18 protein-coding genes are annotated in these 16,512 nt (G+C 70.2%); 12 read left to right on the top strand and 6 right to left on the bottom strand.

From position 1 onward, the window contains the following. The first annotated feature begins 130 nt into the window (after positions 1 to 130). The 7 genes from U870_RS0109505 to U870_RS0109535 are packed head-to-tail and all read left to right on the top strand — an operon-like array spanning position 131 to position 6,103. Complete coding sequence (locus tag U870_RS0109505; RefSeq protein WP_025157167.1) at positions 131 to 1,195, top strand: response regulator; 1,065 nt, start codon at positions 131 to 133, stop codon at positions 1,193 to 1,195. Continuing rightward, positions 1,192 to 2,190 (top strand): ATP-grasp domain-containing protein, encoded by a 999-nt coding sequence (locus U870_RS0109510; protein ID WP_025157168.1) that lies wholly within the window; start codon positions 1,192 to 1,194, stop codon positions 2,188 to 2,190. Before U870_RS0109505 ends, U870_RS0109510 begins: the two co-directional genes overlap by 4 nt. Then, positions 2,187 to 2,963 carry a PHP domain-containing protein gene (locus U870_RS0109515; protein ID WP_043709844.1) on the top strand — a complete coding sequence of 259 codons (777 nt, stop codon included), beginning with the start codon at positions 2,187 to 2,189 and terminating at the stop codon, positions 2,961 to 2,963. Before U870_RS0109510 ends, U870_RS0109515 begins: the two co-directional genes overlap by 4 nt. Beyond that, positions 2,960 to 3,115 (top strand): hypothetical protein, encoded by a 156-nt coding sequence (locus tag U870_RS24335; RefSeq protein WP_162819119.1) that lies wholly within the window; start codon positions 2,960 to 2,962, stop codon positions 3,113 to 3,115. The genes U870_RS0109515 and U870_RS24335 overlap by 4 nt, the downstream gene beginning before the upstream one ends. Continuing rightward, positions 3,112 to 3,498: a response regulator transcription factor gene (locus U870_RS0109525; RefSeq protein WP_025157170.1), complete on the top strand. Its 387-nt coding sequence runs from the start codon at positions 3,112 to 3,114 to the stop codon at positions 3,496 to 3,498. Before U870_RS24335 ends, U870_RS0109525 begins: the two co-directional genes overlap by 4 nt. After that, positions 3,495 to 5,300: a sensor histidine kinase gene (locus U870_RS0109530; RefSeq protein WP_025157171.1), complete on the top strand. Its 1,806-nt coding sequence runs from the start codon at positions 3,495 to 3,497 to the stop codon at positions 5,298 to 5,300. Before U870_RS0109525 ends, U870_RS0109530 begins: the two co-directional genes overlap by 4 nt. Further along, on the top strand, positions 5,297 to 6,103 hold the full coding sequence (locus U870_RS0109535) for a carbon-nitrogen hydrolase family protein (RefSeq protein ID WP_025157172.1): 807 nt from the start codon (positions 5,297 to 5,299) through the stop codon (positions 6,101 to 6,103). The genes U870_RS0109530 and U870_RS0109535 overlap by 4 nt, the downstream gene beginning before the upstream one ends. A 6-nt stretch (positions 6,104 to 6,109) precedes the next feature. On the opposite strand, the gene U870_RS0109540 is transcribed toward U870_RS0109535, so the two are convergent. Further along, positions 6,110 to 7,306, bottom strand: coding sequence for a pyridoxal phosphate-dependent aminotransferase (locus tag U870_RS0109540; protein ID WP_025157173.1), 1,197 nt, complete (start codon positions 7,304 to 7,306; stop codon positions 6,110 to 6,112). Between the two features lie 167 nt (positions 7,307 to 7,473). Here U870_RS0109540 and U870_RS0109545 point away from each other — a divergent pair, with 167 nt between their 5' ends. From U870_RS0109545 to U870_RS0109560, 4 genes are all read left to right on the top strand, one after another. Further along, a complete protein-coding gene (locus U870_RS0109545) occupies positions 7,474 to 9,279 on the top strand; it encodes a trypsin-like peptidase domain-containing protein (protein WP_025157174.1) in 1,806 nt (601 codons plus the stop codon). A gap of 121 nt (positions 9,280 to 9,400) precedes the next feature. Continuing rightward, on the top strand, positions 9,401 to 10,444 hold the full coding sequence (locus U870_RS0109550) for a glycosyltransferase family 2 protein (protein WP_025157175.1): 1,044 nt from the start codon (positions 9,401 to 9,403) through the stop codon (positions 10,442 to 10,444). A gap of 2 nt (positions 10,445 to 10,446) precedes the next feature. Next, positions 10,447 to 11,265: a CDP-alcohol phosphatidyltransferase family protein gene (locus U870_RS0109555; protein ID WP_025157176.1), complete on the top strand. Its 819-nt coding sequence runs from the start codon at positions 10,447 to 10,449 to the stop codon at positions 11,263 to 11,265. Next, positions 11,258 to 12,142 carry a glycosyltransferase family 2 protein gene (locus tag U870_RS0109560; protein ID WP_025157177.1) on the top strand — a complete coding sequence of 295 codons (885 nt, stop codon included), beginning with the start codon at positions 11,258 to 11,260 and terminating at the stop codon, positions 12,140 to 12,142. The genes U870_RS0109555 and U870_RS0109560 overlap by 8 nt, the downstream gene beginning before the upstream one ends. 18 nt (positions 12,143 to 12,160) lie before the next feature. On the opposite strand, the gene U870_RS0109565 is transcribed toward U870_RS0109560, so the two are convergent. Beyond that, on the bottom strand, positions 12,161 to 13,087 hold the full coding sequence (locus U870_RS0109565) for a hypothetical protein (protein WP_025157178.1): 927 nt from the start codon (positions 13,085 to 13,087) through the stop codon (positions 12,161 to 12,163). Between the two features lie 141 nt (positions 13,088 to 13,228). Here U870_RS0109565 and U870_RS0109570 point away from each other — a divergent pair, with 141 nt between their 5' ends. After that, positions 13,229 to 13,531, top strand: a complete 303-nt coding sequence (locus U870_RS0109570; protein WP_025157179.1) for a helix-turn-helix domain-containing protein — start codon at positions 13,229 to 13,231, stop codon at positions 13,529 to 13,531. A 48-nt stretch (positions 13,532 to 13,579) separates the two neighbouring features. Here U870_RS0109570 and U870_RS24845 read toward each other — a convergent pair whose 3' ends face one another. The 4 genes from U870_RS24845 to U870_RS0109590 all read right to left on the bottom strand — a co-directional run bounded on the left by U870_RS24845 (position 13,580) and on the right by U870_RS0109590 (position 16,402). Then, the gene (locus U870_RS24845) at positions 13,580 to 13,897 is read right to left on the bottom strand and encodes a hypothetical protein (protein WP_240183668.1); all 318 of its coding nucleotides are present in this window, start codon (positions 13,895 to 13,897) and stop codon (positions 13,580 to 13,582) included. 138 nt (positions 13,898 to 14,035) lie between these two features. Next, entirely contained in the window at positions 14,036 to 14,770 is a 735-nt protein-coding gene (locus U870_RS0109580) for an ABC transporter ATP-binding protein (RefSeq protein WP_025157181.1), read from the bottom strand. Next, positions 14,771 to 15,658: an ABC transporter permease gene (locus U870_RS0109585; RefSeq protein ID WP_025157182.1), complete on the bottom strand. Its 888-nt coding sequence runs from the start codon at positions 15,656 to 15,658 to the stop codon at positions 14,771 to 14,773. It lies immediately after the preceding gene. Positions 15,659 to 15,709: 51 nt separating this feature from the next. After that, complete coding sequence (locus tag U870_RS0109590; protein ID WP_025157183.1) at positions 15,710 to 16,402, bottom strand: NTP transferase domain-containing protein; 693 nt, start codon at positions 16,400 to 16,402, stop codon at positions 15,710 to 15,712. Positions 16,403 to 16,512 lie beyond the last annotated feature (110 nt).

Genomic DNA, 16,512 nt, shown 5'->3' on the forward strand with positions numbered 1-16,512 from the left:
AGAGATGACTCTAGCACGGGATGGGAGTGGCTGGGAAATCGCTCCCGGATCCCGGGCGCGTCCGGCGTGCTCCTCCGCGTGGTAGACCGCCCGTCCCACTAAAGTCGGGAGCAAGACGTAGGGGAAGCGTATGGCGAGTGTTGCTCAGAAGTACCGGGTGGTCGTGATCGAGGACGACCCGGACGTGGCCTTCTTCATGAAGACCGTGCTCGAGAAGCGGGCGGACGCGGTGGTGGCAGCGGTCACCGATCCGTCGCGGGCTCTCGCGACGATCGCCGACTTCGAGCCGGATCTGGTGCTGACCGATATCGAGATGCCCGGCATCTCCGGGCTCGACCTGCTGAAGGAGTTGCGAGCGCAGTATCCGGGAATGCCGGTCGTGGTGATGACCGCGCACGTCTCGGTGGACTACGCCGTCGCCGCTCTGCGGAGCCAGGCCGACGAGTTCCTCACCAAGCCGGTCGCCTCGGCCGACCTGGTGTCGATCGTGACCCGGCTCGCCGAGGAGGGGCGCACCAAACGCTCGGCGGCCCGTCCGCAGGTGGTGCTCGCCATCGGCGCGCACCCGGACGATGTGGAGATCGGTGTGGGCGGCATCCTCGCCGCCCATCGCGACGCCGGCAACCAGGTGGTGATCCTCACCCTCTCGCGCGGCGCGCGCGGCGGCGACGCGGACGACCGTCAGCATGAATCGCTGGCCGCGGCGGAGTTGCTCGGCGCCCGGCTGTTCCTGGAGGACCTCGAAGACACCCACATCTCCGCGGCCGATCCGACCGTGTCGATCATCGAGCGGGTGGTGCGGGAGGTCGAGCCGGACATCGTCTACACGCACTCCGCCCACGACCGCCATCAGGACCACCGAGCGGTGAACGCCGCGGTCAGCGTGGCGACCCGCAACGTGCGGACGGTCTGCTGCTTCCAGAGCCCGAGTGCCACCATCGACTTCCGCCCGACCCGGTTCGTCCCGATCGACGGGTTCACCGACGCCAAGCTGGCGCTGATCGACTGCTTCCGCTCGCAGGACCTGCGCGCGTACCTCGAGCACGACTTCGTGCTGGCGACCGCGCGCTACTGGTCCCGGTTCGGCGGCGGCACGATGTGCGAACCCCTCGAGGTGATGCGCGACACCGCGGACATCTCCATCCCCGCCTCGACGATCACGACCGAGGCCCGACTCCGAAGGACCACCGAATGACCAGAGTTCTCGTGACCGGTGCGGGTGGCCCCGCCGGCGTCGCCGTCATCCGTTCGCTGCTCGCGCGCGACGACGTCGAGGTGCTCTCCGCCGACATGGACGGCTGGGCGAGCGGCCTCTACCTGGTACCGGCGGAGAACCGGCGGATCGTCCCCGCCGGACGGTCGGAGACCTTCGTGGACGAGCTCATCGCGATGTGCGCCGCTGACCGGGTCGACGTGCTCTTCTCGACCGTGGACGTCGAACTCCCGGGCCTCGCCGCCCGCCGCGACGAGCTGCAGGCCGTCGGCACCGCGCTGGCGGCCCCGAGCCACGAGACCCTCGTGACCTGCCTGGACAAGTTCCTGCTCGCGCAGCGGGTGGAGGGTTCCGCGCGTATCCCGCGCACGCGCCTGCTGACGGCGGACGGCGTCGCCGAGGACTGGGACTTCCCGGTCATCATCAAGCCGCGCAGCGGAGCCGGCTCGCGTGGCGTCCGGCTCATCCCCGACCGGGCGACGCTCGAGGCCCTGCCCCTCGACGACAGCATCCTGATCCAGGAGAACCTGCCGGGGGAGGAGTTCTCCGTCGACGTCCTCGCCGGCCTCGACGGAGCGGTGATCGCCTCGGTTCCGCGATCGCGGGAGCGTGTCGACTCGGGCGTCTCCATCGCCGGCCGCACGGTGAAGCGGGCCGAGCTCTCCGACACCGCCGCCGCGGTCGCCCGGTCGATCGGGCTCACCGGCGTCGCCAATGTCCAGCTGCGGTACAGCGTGGAGGGTGTCCCGGCCCTGCTCGAGGTGAACCCGCGGTTCCCGGGCGCGATGCCGTTGACCATCGCCGCGGGTGTGGACATGCCGTCGCTGCTTCTCGACCTGGTGCTGGGCCGCTCCGTCCCCGCCACCGTGGACTTCCGCGAGCTCGCGAACGTGCGCTACCTCGAGGACGTCTTCCTCGACCCCGCCGACGTGCTGGTCTCGGAGAACGCGGCGCACGCCGACGAGCTCGACGAGTGACCGCCGCACCTGCCGCGCTCGACATTCCGGAGCTGCTCCGCGGCGACTTCCACGTGCACTCCACGTTCTCGGACGATGCGGTGAGCACCCTCGCCGAGAACATCGCGGCGGCGCAGGCGGCCGGACTGGAGCGGCTGCGGCTGAACGACCACGTCAGGGCCACCACCCGGTGGGTGCCGGAGTTCGTCGCCGCGGTCGCGGCCGAGCGCATCCCCGCCGGTCTCACCGTCGTCACCGGCGTCGAGACCAAGCTGCTGGACGCGACGGGGGCGGTCGACATCCCCGCCGACCTCGTGGTGGGGCCGGGCGGCGTCGACGCCATCGTCATCGGCGACCACCAGTTCCCCGGAACGGACGGCCCGTGGTCCCCTCAGGCCACACGCGACCGGCTGGCCGCCGGACTGTCTGCCGCCGACGCCCTCGACCTGCTGATCACCGCGAGCATCCGCGCCATGGAGCGCACGCCGCACGCGCAGTTGGCGCACTGGTTCTCGATCCTGCCGAAGGTCGGGCTCGACGAGTCGCAGCTCGGCGCGGAGCGCCTGGCCGCCTGGGCGGCGGCCGCGGCCGCCACCGGCACCATCGTCGAGGTGAACGAGAAGTGGGCGTGCCCCGGACCGGAGGCGATCGTCGCCCTCCAGCGCGCCGGAGCGCGTATCGTTGCCTCCACCGACAGCCATGTGGCGACGGACGTCGGCCGGTACGACCGGGTGACCGCACTGCTGACCGAGGCGGCCGGCAGACTCGCGACCGAGGGTGAGGACGAGCGATGAGCCCCATCGAGCTGAACCGTGCTCAGCGCACCGAGATCCAGCGTGAGATCGATCAGAACCGCCGCTGGGAGCTGCGCCTGCCGATCTACGCCGGCCTCACACTCCTCGTTCTCGCGGCGATCGTGGTCGTCCGCGTGGTGTTCTTCTCGTGAGCGCGCACGTCCCCCGGGTCGTCATCGCCGATGACGACGACGACATCCGCGGCCTCATGGTCATCGCGGCGAACCGCGCCGGAGTGGAGGTCGTTGCCGCCGTCGACAACGGCCGGGCCGCGCTCGAGGTCCTCCTCGCCGAGCGGGTCGACCTCGCCGTGCTCGACATCTCCATGCCCGCCCTCAACGGGGTCGAGGTCGCCGAAGCGGTCCGGGCGCAGCGTCCGGAGACGCTCATCCTCATGGTCTCGGCCTCCGTGCAGCTGCTCACCGATCACGGAGTGGTCGCCGAGCGATCGGACAGCTTCATCATCAAACCGTTCAGCCCGCGCGTCCTGACGGAGCGGATCCGGCAGATGCTCGAGATCGAGGTGCGCGCGTGACGCTCGACCGGTGGCTCGGGCGGCTGCCGATCGACTCGCCGTCCGTGCTCATGAAGCAGATCCCGACCCTGGTCGGGTTCGGACTGGCGCTCATCGTCGTGCTGATCCCGGACTTCGTCCCGGTCGATCACCCGGAGTACGTGTGGGCGGGCATCGGCCTGCTGGTGTTCGCCACCCTCCTCGCGGCGGCGGTGCCGTGGCAGCGTCTGAACACCGGCTGGATCGTGATCGTCCCGCTCGCGTCGATGCTGGCGATCGGCCTGCTGCGCCTGGGCACCGGCGGATCGACATCGCCGATCGCCGTGATCCTGCTCCTCCCGTTCGTCTGGATCGCGACCGAGGAAGGCCGCTGGAAGATCCTCGTCGCCACGTTCGGAATGTTCGTGGTGCTCCTGGCGCCCCTGGTCGTCACGGGTGTGCCGAGCACAGCGGTGGATCTGGTGCGCGCTCTGTTCTCCCCGGTGGTCTATCTCATCCTCGCGACCGTGATCAACGAGATCGCCCACCGACTGCGCTCGCAGCTGGCGGCGACGAAGGCGGCCGCGGAGCAGCGCTCCGAGCTGCTCGCACAGGCGGTCAAGGCCCAGGACGAGCTGGTGCTCAACGAGGCACGGCTGAAGACCGCCAACCGCCTCATCCAGAGCATCTGGAACGCGGTGACGGAGCAATCCGTGATCGGGACCGACCTCGACGGGCTCATCGACGTCTGGAACCCGGGCGCCGAGAAGATGCTCGGCCTCACCGAGAAGCAGGTCGTCGAGGGCGATCGCCACATCGTCGAGTTCCACCTCGAGTCCGAGCTCGAGGAGCGACTGCGCGACATGGACGCCCGCTTCACGACCGTCGCGAGCGCGGACGACTTCTCCGCCCTGGTCGATACGGTGCGGGCCGGCTACGCGGACGTGCGCGACTGGACCTACGTCCGCGCCGACGGCAAGCAGGTGCCGGTGCAGGTCGCGGCGACGCCGCGGCTCGATGAGAACGGCCACCGCGTCGGCTTCATCTTCGTCGCGACGGACATGACCCAGGCGCGTGAGTTCGCCCGCCTGAAGGACGAGTTCGTCGGTCTGATCTCGCACGAGCTGCGGACCCCGCTCAGTTCGATCCTCGGCTACCTCGAGCTGATGCGCGACGACGAGGATGCGCCGTTGTCGGACGAGCAGCTGCAATACCTGGCGGTCGCGGAGCGCAACGCCCACCGCCTGCTGCGCCTGGTGGGCGACCTGCTCTTCACCGCGCAGGTGGAGTCGGGACGCTTCCCGCTCGACATCAAGGACGTCGAGCTCGGCTCGGTGGTCGCCGCCTCGGTGGAGTCGGCCCGCCCGGTCGCGGCCGCGGCCGGGGTGACGCTGATCAGCGAGGTGCCCGAGCAGCGCGTGGAGGTGCGCGGCGATGCGGTACGCCTCGGACAGGCGGTCGACAACCTCATCTCCAACGCGGTCAAGTTCACCCCGTCCGGCGGCTCGGTCACCGTCGCGCTCAGCCCGGGCGCGGACGAGGCGGTCATCGCCGTCACCGACACCGGGATCGGGATCCCTGCGGTCGAGCTCAGTCAGCTGTCGCAACGCTTCTTCCGGGCCTCCACCGCCACGCGCAACGCCGTCCCCGGCGTCGGGCTCGGACTGACGATCACCAAGGCGATCGTCACGGCGCACGGCGGGCGGTTGGACATCGCCAGTGAGGAGGGCGTCGGGACCTCGATCAGCCTGGCGTTGCCGGTGCAGACGCCGCAGCCCGTCGTCGACGCGCTCCCCGGGGCGGACAGCGTCCCCGCGGCCGGTTCGTTGCGAGGCACCCCATGACCGCCGTGGCGGTCGCGGTCGTCCAGTTCGCGCCCGGGGACGACCGCGTTCACAACCGCGAGGTCGTATCCGGACTGGTCGCGGTCGCGGCCGAGCGCGGCGCCCGCCTGGTGGTGTTCCCGGAGTACTCCTCGTACTTCACCGATCCCGTGGGGCCGTCGTTCGCGCGCAACGCCGAGCCTCTGGACGGGCCCTTCGTGGACGCCCTCGCCGGCGCGGCGCGCGATCACGGCGTGCACATCGTCGCCGGACTCGTCGAGAGCACGGGAGAGCGGCACCGGTTCGCGAACACGCTGGTCGCCGTCGCCCCGTCGGGGGATGTCGTCGCCCTGTACCGCAAGCAGCACCTCTACGACGCGTTCGGTTCGCGGGAGTCGGAGTGGGTCGTCGCCGGCGCGCTCGGGGAGCCCGAGCTGTTCGAGGTCGACGGTCTCCGGGTGGGGCTGCAGACCTGCTACGACCTCCGGTTCCCCGAGGCGATGCGCATTCTCGCGGACGCCGGCGCCGAGCTCGTCGCCGTCCCCGCCGAGTGGGTGCGCGGTCCGCTCAAGGAGCATCACTGGTCGACGCTCCTCCAGGCCCGGGCGATCGAGAACACCCTGTACGTCGCCGCCGCCGACCACACACCGCCGATCGGGGTCGGGGCGAGCGCGATCGTCGATCCGATGGGCGTGACGATCGCCGGCCTCGCCGAGACGGCCGGCGTCGCTGTGGCGGAGGTGTCGCGCGAACGTGTCCGCCAGGTGCGCGAGCTCAACCCTGCGCTGGCGCTGCGGCGCTACCGGGTGGTGCCCCGGGACTGACCCTTGTCAGCCGCGCATGGCGGCCAGGCGTCCGGCCGCCTCCTCCAGCACGTCGACGCGCTTGCAGAACGCGAAGCGCACGAGCGACGCCGTCCGCGTCGCGTACTCGTCGCGGCAGAACGCGGCCAGGGGGACGGCGACGACACCGGCGAGTCCGGGCAGCGCGCGGCAGAACGCGGTCGCGTCCGCGTGGCCGAGCGGAGCCGCATCGGCCACGACGAAGTAGGTCCCGTCGGTCGGGAGCACCTCGAAACCCGCCGCGCTCAGTCCGGCCGACAGCACGTCCCGCTTGTGCGCGAGGGCGGAGGCGATCCCCGTGAAGTAGGAGTCGGGGAGCCCGAGCCCGACGGCGATCGCCGGTTGGAAGGGAGCCGCGTTCACGTAGGTGAGGAACTGCTTCACCGCGAGGATCGCCGTCAGGAGCTCGGGCGGCGCGGTGAGCCAGCCGACCTTCCACCCCGTCGTGTTGAAGGTCTTGCCTCCGGAGGAGATGCTGACCGTCCGTTCGCGGGCCCCCGGGAGCGTCGAGATCGGGATGTGCTCCGGCCCGAAGGTGAGGTGCTCGTACACCTCGTCCGTGACGATGACGGCGTCGTGCCGCTCGGCCAACTCCACGACGGTCCGCAGCAGCACGTGGTCGAACACGGTTCCGGTGGGGTTGTGCGGGCTGTTGATGAGGATGACCCGGGTGCGGTCGGTCACGGCCGCTCGCAGTCGCTCCGGGTCAGGGAGGAAGGCGGGCGGCTCCAGCGGCACGGTGACATGACGCCCGCCGGCCAGCGCGATCACCGCGCCGTACTCGTCGTAGAACGGCTCGAACGTCACGACCTCGTCCCCGGGCTCGATCAACGCGAGGAGTGTCGCGGCGATGGCCTCGGTGGCACCGGCCGTGATGAGCACCTCGCTGTGCGGGTCCAATTCGAGTCCGTAGAAGCGTCGCTGGTGCTCAGCGACCGCCTGGCGGAGCGCTGGGACCCCCGGGCCCGGCGGATACTGGTTCACTCCGTCCCGGATCGCGGCGACCGCGGCGTCGAGGACCTCGGCGGGGCCGTCCTCGTCGGGGAAGCCCTGGCCGAGGTTGATCGCGCCCGTGCGAGCGGCGAGCGCGCTCATCTCGGCGAAGACCGTGGGTCGCACCGATCCGTCGGCGCCGAGCAGCCCTGCTCCGCGCGCGGCCCGTCGCCATGCTCCCGAGACCGTCATGTCCACCCCTTCCGCCTCTGCGTGTCCAACCTAATCGCCGCGACCGCCGGAGAGCCGTCGACTACGTTAAGGAGAGTCATCGACAGGCAGTAGGCAGCCCACAGGGGGCGCAAATAGAACACCCAGGTTCGCGTCCCAAGCTGTCTGTGCTTGGAAGGAGCAACACCATGACCGACACCCCGATCACCCCGGAGCCCGCGAAGGCCCAGCACGACGCCGACACCGACGCGGTCGTGGATGCTGGCACCACCGCCTCCACCGACACCCCGACGACCGACGGCGTCGCGGCCGCGGCGCCCGCCGCGCCCGAGCCGGCACCCGCGGCCCCTGCGGCACCCGTCGCCCCGGCCGTTCCCGCCGCAGAGACGCCGGCCGCTCCGGCCGCTCCCGTGGTCGAGACGCCGGCTCCGCTCGTCGTGGAGCAGCCGGCCGCGCCTGCAGCCGTCGCCCCGGCCGGCCCGGTCGCCCCCTCCGGCCCGGTCGCCCCCGCCGGCTGGACGGCTCCCGCCGCGCAGCCCGGTACGCCTGCGGCCCACCACCAGACCCAGCCGACGCAGCCGCTCGCCCCGCAGCAGCCGTACGGTGCCCAGCCGACCGCGCAGCAGCCCGACTACGGCAACGGTTCGTTCGGTCAGCCGGCCTATGCCGGAGCCGCTCCTGGACCCTACGCACCGCACACCCACCAGCACGCGTACGCCGCGGCCCCCGGCACCCCCGCCCCGGGCGCGGAACGCCCGGCCAAGAAGCGCAGCACCGGACTGATCATCGCCACGCTGGCGATCGGCGCCCTCGTGGGCGGGCTCGCCGGCGCCGGTGCGGGCGTCGGGATCTACTCCGCCACCACGTCCAACAACGCGACGATCAAGACGGTCTCCGGCCCGCAGAACATCACCGTCAACGACGCCAACAACGCGACCACCGTGACGGCGGTCGCCGCGAAGGCTTCGCCGAGCGTGGTCACCATCTCGGTGACGGCCTCCAGCGAGGGCGGCACGGGTTCGGGCATCGTCCTCACCTCGGACGGCTACATCCTCACCAACACCCACGTCGTCACCCTCGACGGCGCGGCCTCCGACGTGTCCATCAGCGTCACCGACAACAACGGCAAGATCTACTCGGCGAAGATCGTCGGGACCGATCCCACGACCGACCTCGCTGTCATCAAGCTCGACGGCGCGTCCGGCATGACGCCGATGACGTTCGCCGACTCCAGCAAGCTGAACGTCGGCGACACCGCCGTCGCGATCGGCGCGCCGCTCGGCCTCTCCGGAACCGTCACCGACGGCATCGTCAGCGCGCTCAATCGCAGCATCAGCATCGCCTCCTCGGCGGCGCCGAAGTCGAGCGACGGGTCCTCGGACGGCAACGGCAGCTCGCAGAACCCGTTCAACTTCGACTTCCCCGGGCAGGGCGGCAGCGGCTCCCAGCAGCAGCAGCAGTCGTCGTCCCAGGGCACGATCTCGCTCCCGGTCATCCAGACCGACGCGTCGATCAACCCGGGCAACTCGGGAGGTGCGCTCCTCAACAGCAAGGGCGAGCTGATCGGCGTCAACGTCGCGATCGCGAGCGCGAGCGGTAGCAGCAGCGACTCGAGCGGCCAGTCGGGCAGCATCGGCGTCGGCTTCGCGATCCCGGCCAACCTGGCCAAGCGCGTCTCCGACGAACTGATCAAGAACGGCAGCGCCACGCACGGTCTGCTCGGCGCCTCCGTCGCCGATGCCAGCTCCGACAGCAAGGCGACCACCGTCGGCGCCCTGATCAAGGACGTGACCTCGGGCGGCGCCGCCTCCTCCGCCGGTCTCAAGGCCGGCGACGTGGTCGTCAACTTCAACGGCGTTCCGATCACCGACGCGACCGACCTGACCGCCCAGGTGCGGGCCCTGGCCGCAGGCGCCTCGGCAGACCTGACCTACATCCGCGACGGTCAGACGAAGACCACCTCGGTGACCCTCGGTTCGCTCACGACCAACTGAGATCCGCCCCGCAGACCGAGAGGCCGCCCCGTGCTCGTCACGGGGCGGCCTCTCGCCGTTCCGGGGCCGCTCAGTCACCGGCTGGTAGGCTCGGGCGGACCCGAGATCACGAATGGAACGCATGCCGGACGACACCCCGAACACCCTCCCCGGTGTCTCGTACGTGATGCCCGTGCTCAATGAGGCCACCCACGTGCGCGCCGCGGTCGACAGCCTCCTCGCCCAGGACTACGACGGACCGATCGAGGTCACCATCGCGCTCGGCCCGAGCATCGACGGCACGACCGAACTGGTCGCCGAGTTGGCCTCCGTCGACCCGCGCATCCTGGTCGTGGACAACGTGGTCGGGTCCACTCCGGCCGGCCTCAACCTGGCGATCCGCGAGTCCCACCACCCGATCGTCGTGCGGGTGGACGCCCACAGCGTGCTGCCGACCGACTACACGCGTATCGCGGTCGAGACGATCCTCGAGACCGGGGCGGACAACGTCGGCGGCCTGATGGACGCCCAGGGCACCACCGACTTCGAGCGGGCGGTCGCCCGTGCGTACGGCAGCCGTGTCGGGCTGGGCGGGACCAAGCTCCACGTCGGCGGTGCCGCCGGCCCGGCCGAGACGGTCTACCTCGGGGTCTTCCGCCGCGATCGGCTCCTGGAGGTCGGGCTCTTCGACGAGGAGATCAAGCGCGGCCAGGACTGGGAGCTCAACCGGCGCATCCGGGCCGCCGGAGGTCTCGTCTGGTTCACTCCGGATCTCACGGTCACCTACCGCCCGCGCCCCAACCTCTACCGCCTCGGGCGCCAGTTCTTCTCCACGGGCATCTGGCGCGGCGAGCTCGCCCGCCGCTTCCCGGCCTCGAACGGCCTGCGCTACTTCGCCCCTCCGGTCATGGTGCTCGGTGTGGCCGTCGGAACCCTCCTCGGGATCGCAGGCATCGTCCAGGACGCTCTCGGCACCGCACCCTGGCTGCTGTGGGGCTTCGTCGCCCCGGCGTTCTACGTGCTGATCGTCGTCGTCTCCGCGCTGCTCTGGGGCCGGCGTGACGGTTTTCGTCCCTTCCTCTGGTTTCTCATAGTCTTGCCGTGCATCCATTTCTGCTGGGGGATCGGATTCGTCCTCGGATACCTCTCCCTCACGCGCAACATCACGGCCCACACGGGAAGGTAGGCATGTCAGCACAGGGAAGCGAGGCGCGGTACACCCGGCCGTCCTCGATCGCCGAGCTGAAGGCGGTCGCTCAGCCGCCCGAGGTCCGCGGCCGACGCAACGCCGAGCACTGGACGGCGTCGCTGTACCTGCGCACGCTCTCGCCGTACCTGACCTGGCTCCTGCTCAAGACCTCGATCTCGGCCAACGGTGTCACCGGGCTCATGATCCTGACCGGGTGGGCGACCGCCGCCAGCCTGCTCATCCCCGGGATCGGGGGAGCCGCGCTCGCCCTGGTGCTCGGCCAGCTGCAGATGCTGGTGGACTGCTGCGACGGCGAGGTCGCGCGCTGGCGCCGGACGTCGTCGCCCGCCGGCATCTTCCTCGACAACGTCGGCCACTACACGACCGAGACCCTCATCGCGATCGTGCTGGGCGTGCGGGCCGCCGGTTTCCCGTTCGAGGCGCCGCAGGACCTCCTGTGGACGAACCTCGGCACCCTCCTCGCGCTGCTGATCGTCCTCAACAAGGCCCTGAACGACATGGTGCGCGTCGCGCGCGCGAACGCCGGGCTCCCCAAGCTGGCGGACACGCAGGCCGCATACGCGCCCACCAACGGCCTCATCGCCTCGTTGCGCCGCGCCGCGCGGTTCCTGCCCTTCCACCGGCTCTACCACTCGGTCGAGCTCACGATGGTGATCTTCGTGTTCGCGATCGTGGGCCTGTTCATCGGTCCGGTGCTCGCGGACCGGATCCTGCTCTCGGCGCTCGTTCCGCTCGCCCTGCTCGCGGTGATCGGGCACTTCGTGGCGATCATGGCCTCCCGGCGCGTCCGTGGCTGACCTGCCCGCCGTCGGCGTCGTGGTGCTCACCCAGGGCACCCGGCCCGAGGCGCTGCTGCACGGCCTCGCCTCGGTCGCCGCGCAGGAGGGCGTCCGGACCGACATCGTGGTGGTCGGCAACGGCTGGGACCCGGCGACGGCCGACCTGCCCCTGCCCGACGGCGTCGCCGGGCTGGCACTGCCCGAGAACATCGGCATCCCCGCGGGGCGCAACCGCGGGGTGCCGCTGGTCACCGGGGAGTGGCTGTTCTTCCTCGACGACGACGCGAGCATCCCGTCGCCGACGTTCCTCGCCGACGCGATCCGCATTCTGACCGACGATCCGTCGATCGGGATGCTGCAGCCGCGCCTAGCCGATCCCGATGGCGGGGAGTCGCCGCGCCGGTGGATCCCGCGCATCCGCAAGGGCGACCCCGGTTCGTCGAGCAACGTCTTCTCCGTGCTCGAAGCGGCCATCGTGCTGCCGCGCTCGGTCTTCGAACGGGCCGGCGGCTGGGCCGAGCCCTTCTTCTACGCCCACGAGGGCATCGACCTCGCCTGGAAGGTGTGGGATCAGGGCCTCCGCGTCTGGTACGCGGGCGACCTGCTCGCGGAGCACCCGGCCGTCTCGCCCACGCGTCACGCCTACTACTACCGGCTCAACGCCCGCAACCGCGTGTGGCTGGCGCGCAGGAACCTCCCCGTCGTCCTGGTGCCGTTCTACGTCGGGTCCTGGACCGGAATCCAACTGCTGCGCTGGTTCCGCAAGCCCGCCGTGCTGCGGGCCTGGTTCGCCGGCTGGTCCGAGGGCTGGCGGTCCGATCCGGGTGAGCGCAGGCCGCTCCGCTGGCGCACGGTGTGGCGCATGACGCGGGCCGGACGGCCGCCCGTCGTCTGACTCCTCAGCGTTCAGCGTTCAGACGGCCGGAGACGGGTCCTCTGCTTCGCGGGTGCCGTCGTCCGGCGCCTCCAGCTCGCGGGGCCCCGCCACCGGTGCGGACGGCGCGCTCCGACGCCCGGGGACAGCCCCGCGCAGCACCGATCCCACCCGGACCACCCGCGAACCCGTCGCCCGCCCGAGCCGGAGAACAGCGCCCGGCCGGTCGATCGGCGTCAGCAACTCCGGAACGACGATCGGTGCCGGACCGAACGCCAGACGGGAGTTCTGCACGACGCGTCGGCCGAGGATGTTGTTCCCGGCGCCGCCGACGACCGCGCCGACGCCGAACGGGATGGCCCGAGCGAGGATCCCGGCACCGCCACGAAGGGCGAACTGGCGCAGGAAGACCGTCTTCAGCCGGTCGGCGAGCGGTCCGACGACCATGGAGGGGAGCGTGGAGGTGACGAGCTCCCCCCAGTACGCGGTGCGGGTCACGCTGCCCCCGCCGACCTGGCGGGCGAGCTGGCGGACGAGATCAGACCCCTCCCGGCCGAGCATCATGGTCAGGACGAGGGCGCGGGCACGCTGCGGATCGTCGACGGCGATGCCGTGGAGCTCGCTGAGGGACTGCGCGTAGAGTGCCGTCGCCTCGAGGAAGCCGGCAGTCTCGAGGCCGGAGAGGGCGAGGGTGATCCCCGTTCCGATGGCGGGGATGACCGCGGTCGCGCCCACCGCGGCACCGCCGGTCGTGACGGCGGCGAGATAGCGCCGCTCGAGCAGGGCGGCGAGCTGCGGTCCCGTCGCTTCGGGATGCCGGCGCCGCAGCGAGCGCAGGTGGGCGATGACGACCGGTCGCTGCACGCCGAGGAAGCGGTCGAGTGTGGCGTCGACGAGTCGGGGAGTGTCTCCGCCCTGCGGGGGGCCACCGGTCACGGAGACATACGGTCGCTGCTTCTTGGCCATCGCTACCGAGTGTAGGCGCTCGACCTGGAGCGTTCGAGCCTCACACCAATACATGTGTTTCACGCACTCGTCTCCTGAGGCGGATGGGCACCAGGCGCTCGGGCTCTGGCTCGATGGTGCTGGAGATATTAGGAATGATGGATGATCGATTCCCTCTCGCCCGCCGCACGAATCTTCGGAGAACGGATCCGGAACGCCCGCGTCGAGCTGGGCCTCAGTCAGGAGGCCGTGGCCGAGCTCGCCCAGATGCACGTGACGAATTACGGCAAGATCGAGCGCGGCACGGCCAACCCCAGCTTTCTCACCGTGCTCCGGATCGCCAGCGTTCTCGGCCAGGACCTCGCGGTGCTGACGGCCGGGATCACCGCCGACCACCTGCCGGAGGATCGCGGCGTGCTCACCGCTGCCGATTTCATCCGGGCACGGGAGAGCGCGGCGGGCTGACCGGCGCCGCGGGGGGGCGGTGTCGCACCGCTCCCGGGTGCGCGCCGGTCAGAACGCGATCTGCCAGAGGTACTCACGGCCGTCGGGCGGGAACCAGCGCACGACGAGCAGGGTGTCACGGGCCGGGTCGCCACCGGAGAGGCTCGCGCGCACCGACTCGCCCGGGCGTACAGACGTGGGGCCGCTCAGGTGCAGCCGGGCGCTGCCGGCGATGCAGATGCTGACGCCACGGAGCACCTCCCGGCTGGTGTTCACGATCCGGTAATGCGGGGCGGTCGAACGATCGACGTGCCAGGGCACCCGGTAGGCGAAGCGTCGGGGCCCGAGCGAGGGGCGGGGACTGCGAAGGTCTCGTAGATGTCTCATGCCGCCGAGAGTAGCCACCTCGTCCGACGCTCCCGCCCTCGAATCGGGCACATAAGCCACATCGGGGGACAACTCGTCGGAATTCTTTCTGTGGAGGGTTCCGTGCCTCTCGGAAAACCGGACGTGATCAGGGTCTTCTCAGCTGCCGTAGTCCTGGTTGTACAGGTCGAGGACCTCCGAGATCGGGCCGTCGAGGACGAGCCCACCCTTGTCCAAATAGAGGCCACGTGCGCAGAATCGCCGCAGGTCCTTCTCGTTGTGGGAGACGAAGAAGAGGGTCCGGCCCCCCGCGAGGAGCTCGTCGATGCGGCGGTAGCACTTCTCCCGGAATCCGCGGTCGCCGACGGCGAGCACTTCGTCGACGAGCAGGACCGGCTCTTCCAGCTGCGAGATGACGGAGAACGCGATGCGCACCTTCATCCCGCTCGAGAGGTGCTTGTACGGCGTGTCGACGAAGTCGCCGATCTCGGCGAAGTCGATGATCTCACCGAATCGCGCGTCGATCTGCGCGCGCGTCATGCCGTGCAGCCCGGCGGTGAGGTACACGTTGTCGCGCACGGTCAGGTCGTCGACGAATCCCCCGGTGATCTCGATCAGGGGAGCGACGCCCTCGTGCACACGCACGGTCCCTTCGTCCGGGAGCAGCACCCCAGCGACGAGCTTGAGCAGCGTCGACTTGCCCTGTCCGTTGCGGCCGACGACCCCGATGGCCTCGCCGGACTCGACCCGGAACGAGACATCCCGCAACGGCCAGAAATCGGAGGGACGGGTGCGACGCTGGCGCGAAGCGAACAGATCCTTGAATGACCGGCGGGCGCCGCGATTGCGGCGGAATCGGACGCCGAGCCCGGTGACCTCGATGACGGCGGACACTCAGATCTCCTTCAGCACGTCGCGCTCGTAGCGTCGGAACACCAACCAGCCGACGAGCAGGATCAGCAGGGACATGCCGGCGCTGACACCGACCAGGTACCAGTCGAGCTCCTGGGCGAAGAACGTGGCCCGGTACAGGCTGAAGATGCCCGTCAACGGATTGAACGCCGACCAGAAGTGCAAGGAGAACAGGGTGTCGGCCTGCGCCCCGGGGTGGGTCGCGACGTAGGCGGCGCAGTGCTTGGCCGCGACGGTCGCGCCCCCGCAGCCTCCCGGCAGATCGCGCGCGCTGTAGATGATCGGCGACGCGTAGAACAGGAAGCGCAGGACGAGCTTCACCACTCGCTCGAGGTCGCGGAAGAGCACCACCAACGGTGCGATGAGGAGGCCGACGCCGACGGTGAGGACGGTCTGGATCAGGACGGCGAGAGGGAAGAGCGTGATGTCGATGGTGACCTTCGCGCCCGTCGCGATCGCGAACACCGCGAGCACGGGCAGCGAGAGCAGGAATTCGATCCCCTTGGACGCGACGATCCGGTTGACCCAGATCGTGCGCGGAATCATCGTCGAGCGGATGAGTTTGGCCTCGCGCAGGAAGGCCCGCGTGCTGTCCGAGACGGCGCCGTTGAACCACATCCACGGCAGCAGCGCCGCGAGGAGGAAGACGATGTACGGCTCCTCACCGACGCCGCGGTGGAAGATCACCGTGAAGACGAACCAGTAGATCCCGCTCATCACGAGCGGATCGAGGATCGACCACAGATAGCCGAGGGCGCTGGTCGAGTAGCGGACGCGCAGATCGCGCTTGGTCAGCAGCCAGAGTGAGTGCCGGTAGCGGGCGAACGGGGTCCGCTGCGCCGGGCGCACCTCACGGGAAGAACTGGTCACGAGTACCCATCGTATTGATCGAAGCCGCGTGAGATGTCCACGCGGCCACGACTACACGAAAAGATTGGCCCGCTCGAGGTCCTCCTGGAAGTCGACCTCGACGGCGTAGAGGTCGGAGATGTCCACCGGCTCGGCCAGCAGGCGGTCCTGCTCGATGGCGAGCTCGATACCGCGCTCGAAGTAGTCCTGGTCCCCGACGCGCTGCAGCTGGCGCAGCAGTCCGGCCTTGTCGGCGCTCGAGATGTAGTTGATGCCGACGGCCTCGCCCAGGCCGCCCGTGACGGTCTTGGACAACTCGTGGATGTATCCCTCGGGGCCCGTCGTGTACTTGACCTCCTCGTCGGCGACCGACGAGGTGTTGACGGTGACGAAGGTCTGGTCGCGGTTGACCATCGCCGCGCCGCGCACCAGGACGGCGGGGTCGAAGACGACGTCGCCGTTCATCCAGAGCACGCCGCCGGAGGTCGACGCCTGCAGGGCGCGCATGAGGCTCTTGGAGGTGTTGGTCTGGTCGTACTGCTCGTTGTAGACGAACTCGGCGTCCGGGAACGCCTCGATGATGTGCTCGAGCTTGTAGCCGACGACGATCGTGACCTTGACGTCGGAACCGAAAGCCGCGTGGATGTTGTCGAACTGCTGCTGCATGATGGTGCGGCCGTCGCTCAGTTCGGTCAGCGGCTTCGGAAGGCTGCGGCCGAGGCGGCTGCCCATCCCGGCCGCGAGGATCACTACCTGGGTCGTCACTATCGTCTCCTTGGAATCCGCGCGGACGGACGATGCGGCTTCGTGGCCGTTCGCCGGGACTGGGATGGGTTCACCCAGGGTTCATCAGCGCTTACGCGTATCGACACCCC

The sequence above is a fragment of the Leifsonia aquatica H1aii genome (assembly GCF_000633535.1).
GTDB classification, from domain to species: Bacteria; Actinomycetota; Actinomycetes; order Actinomycetales; family Microbacteriaceae; genus Leifsonia; species Leifsonia aquatica_A.

Bases quoted from the DNA above. Each gene is read 5' to 3' on its own strand.
- U870_RS0109550 (WP_025157175.1), top strand. From the start codon at position 9,401: ATGCCGGACGACACCCCGAACACCCTCCCCGGTGTCTCGTACGTGATG.
- U870_RS0109545 (WP_025157174.1), top strand. From the start codon at position 7,474: ATGACCGACACCCCGATCACCCCGGAGCCCGCGAAGGCCCAGCACGAC.
- U870_RS0109565 (WP_025157178.1), bottom strand. From the start codon at position 13,087: ATGGCCAAGAAGCAGCGACCGTATGTCTCCGTGACCGGTGGCCCCCCG.
- U870_RS0109505 (WP_025157167.1), top strand. From the start codon at position 131: ATGGCGAGTGTTGCTCAGAAGTACCGGGTGGTCGTGATCGAGGACGAC.
- U870_RS24845 (WP_240183668.1), bottom strand. From the start codon at position 13,897: ATGAGACATCTACGAGACCTTCGCAGTCCCCGCCCCTCGCTCGGGCCC.
- U870_RS0109540 (WP_025157173.1), bottom strand. From the start codon at position 7,306: ATGACGGTCTCGGGAGCATGGCGACGGGCCGCGCGCGGAGCAGGGCTG.
- U870_RS24335 (WP_162819119.1), top strand. From the start codon at position 2,960: ATGAGCCCCATCGAGCTGAACCGTGCTCAGCGCACCGAGATCCAGCGT.
- U870_RS0109555 (WP_025157176.1), top strand. From the start codon at position 10,447: ATGTCAGCACAGGGAAGCGAGGCGCGGTACACCCGGCCGTCCTCGATC.
- U870_RS0109510 (WP_025157168.1), top strand. From the start codon at position 1,192: ATGACCAGAGTTCTCGTGACCGGTGCGGGTGGCCCCGCCGGCGTCGCC.
- U870_RS0109570 (WP_025157179.1), top strand. From the start codon at position 13,229: ATGATCGATTCCCTCTCGCCCGCCGCACGAATCTTCGGAGAACGGATC.
- U870_RS0109535 (WP_025157172.1), top strand. From the start codon at position 5,297: ATGACCGCCGTGGCGGTCGCGGTCGTCCAGTTCGCGCCCGGGGACGAC.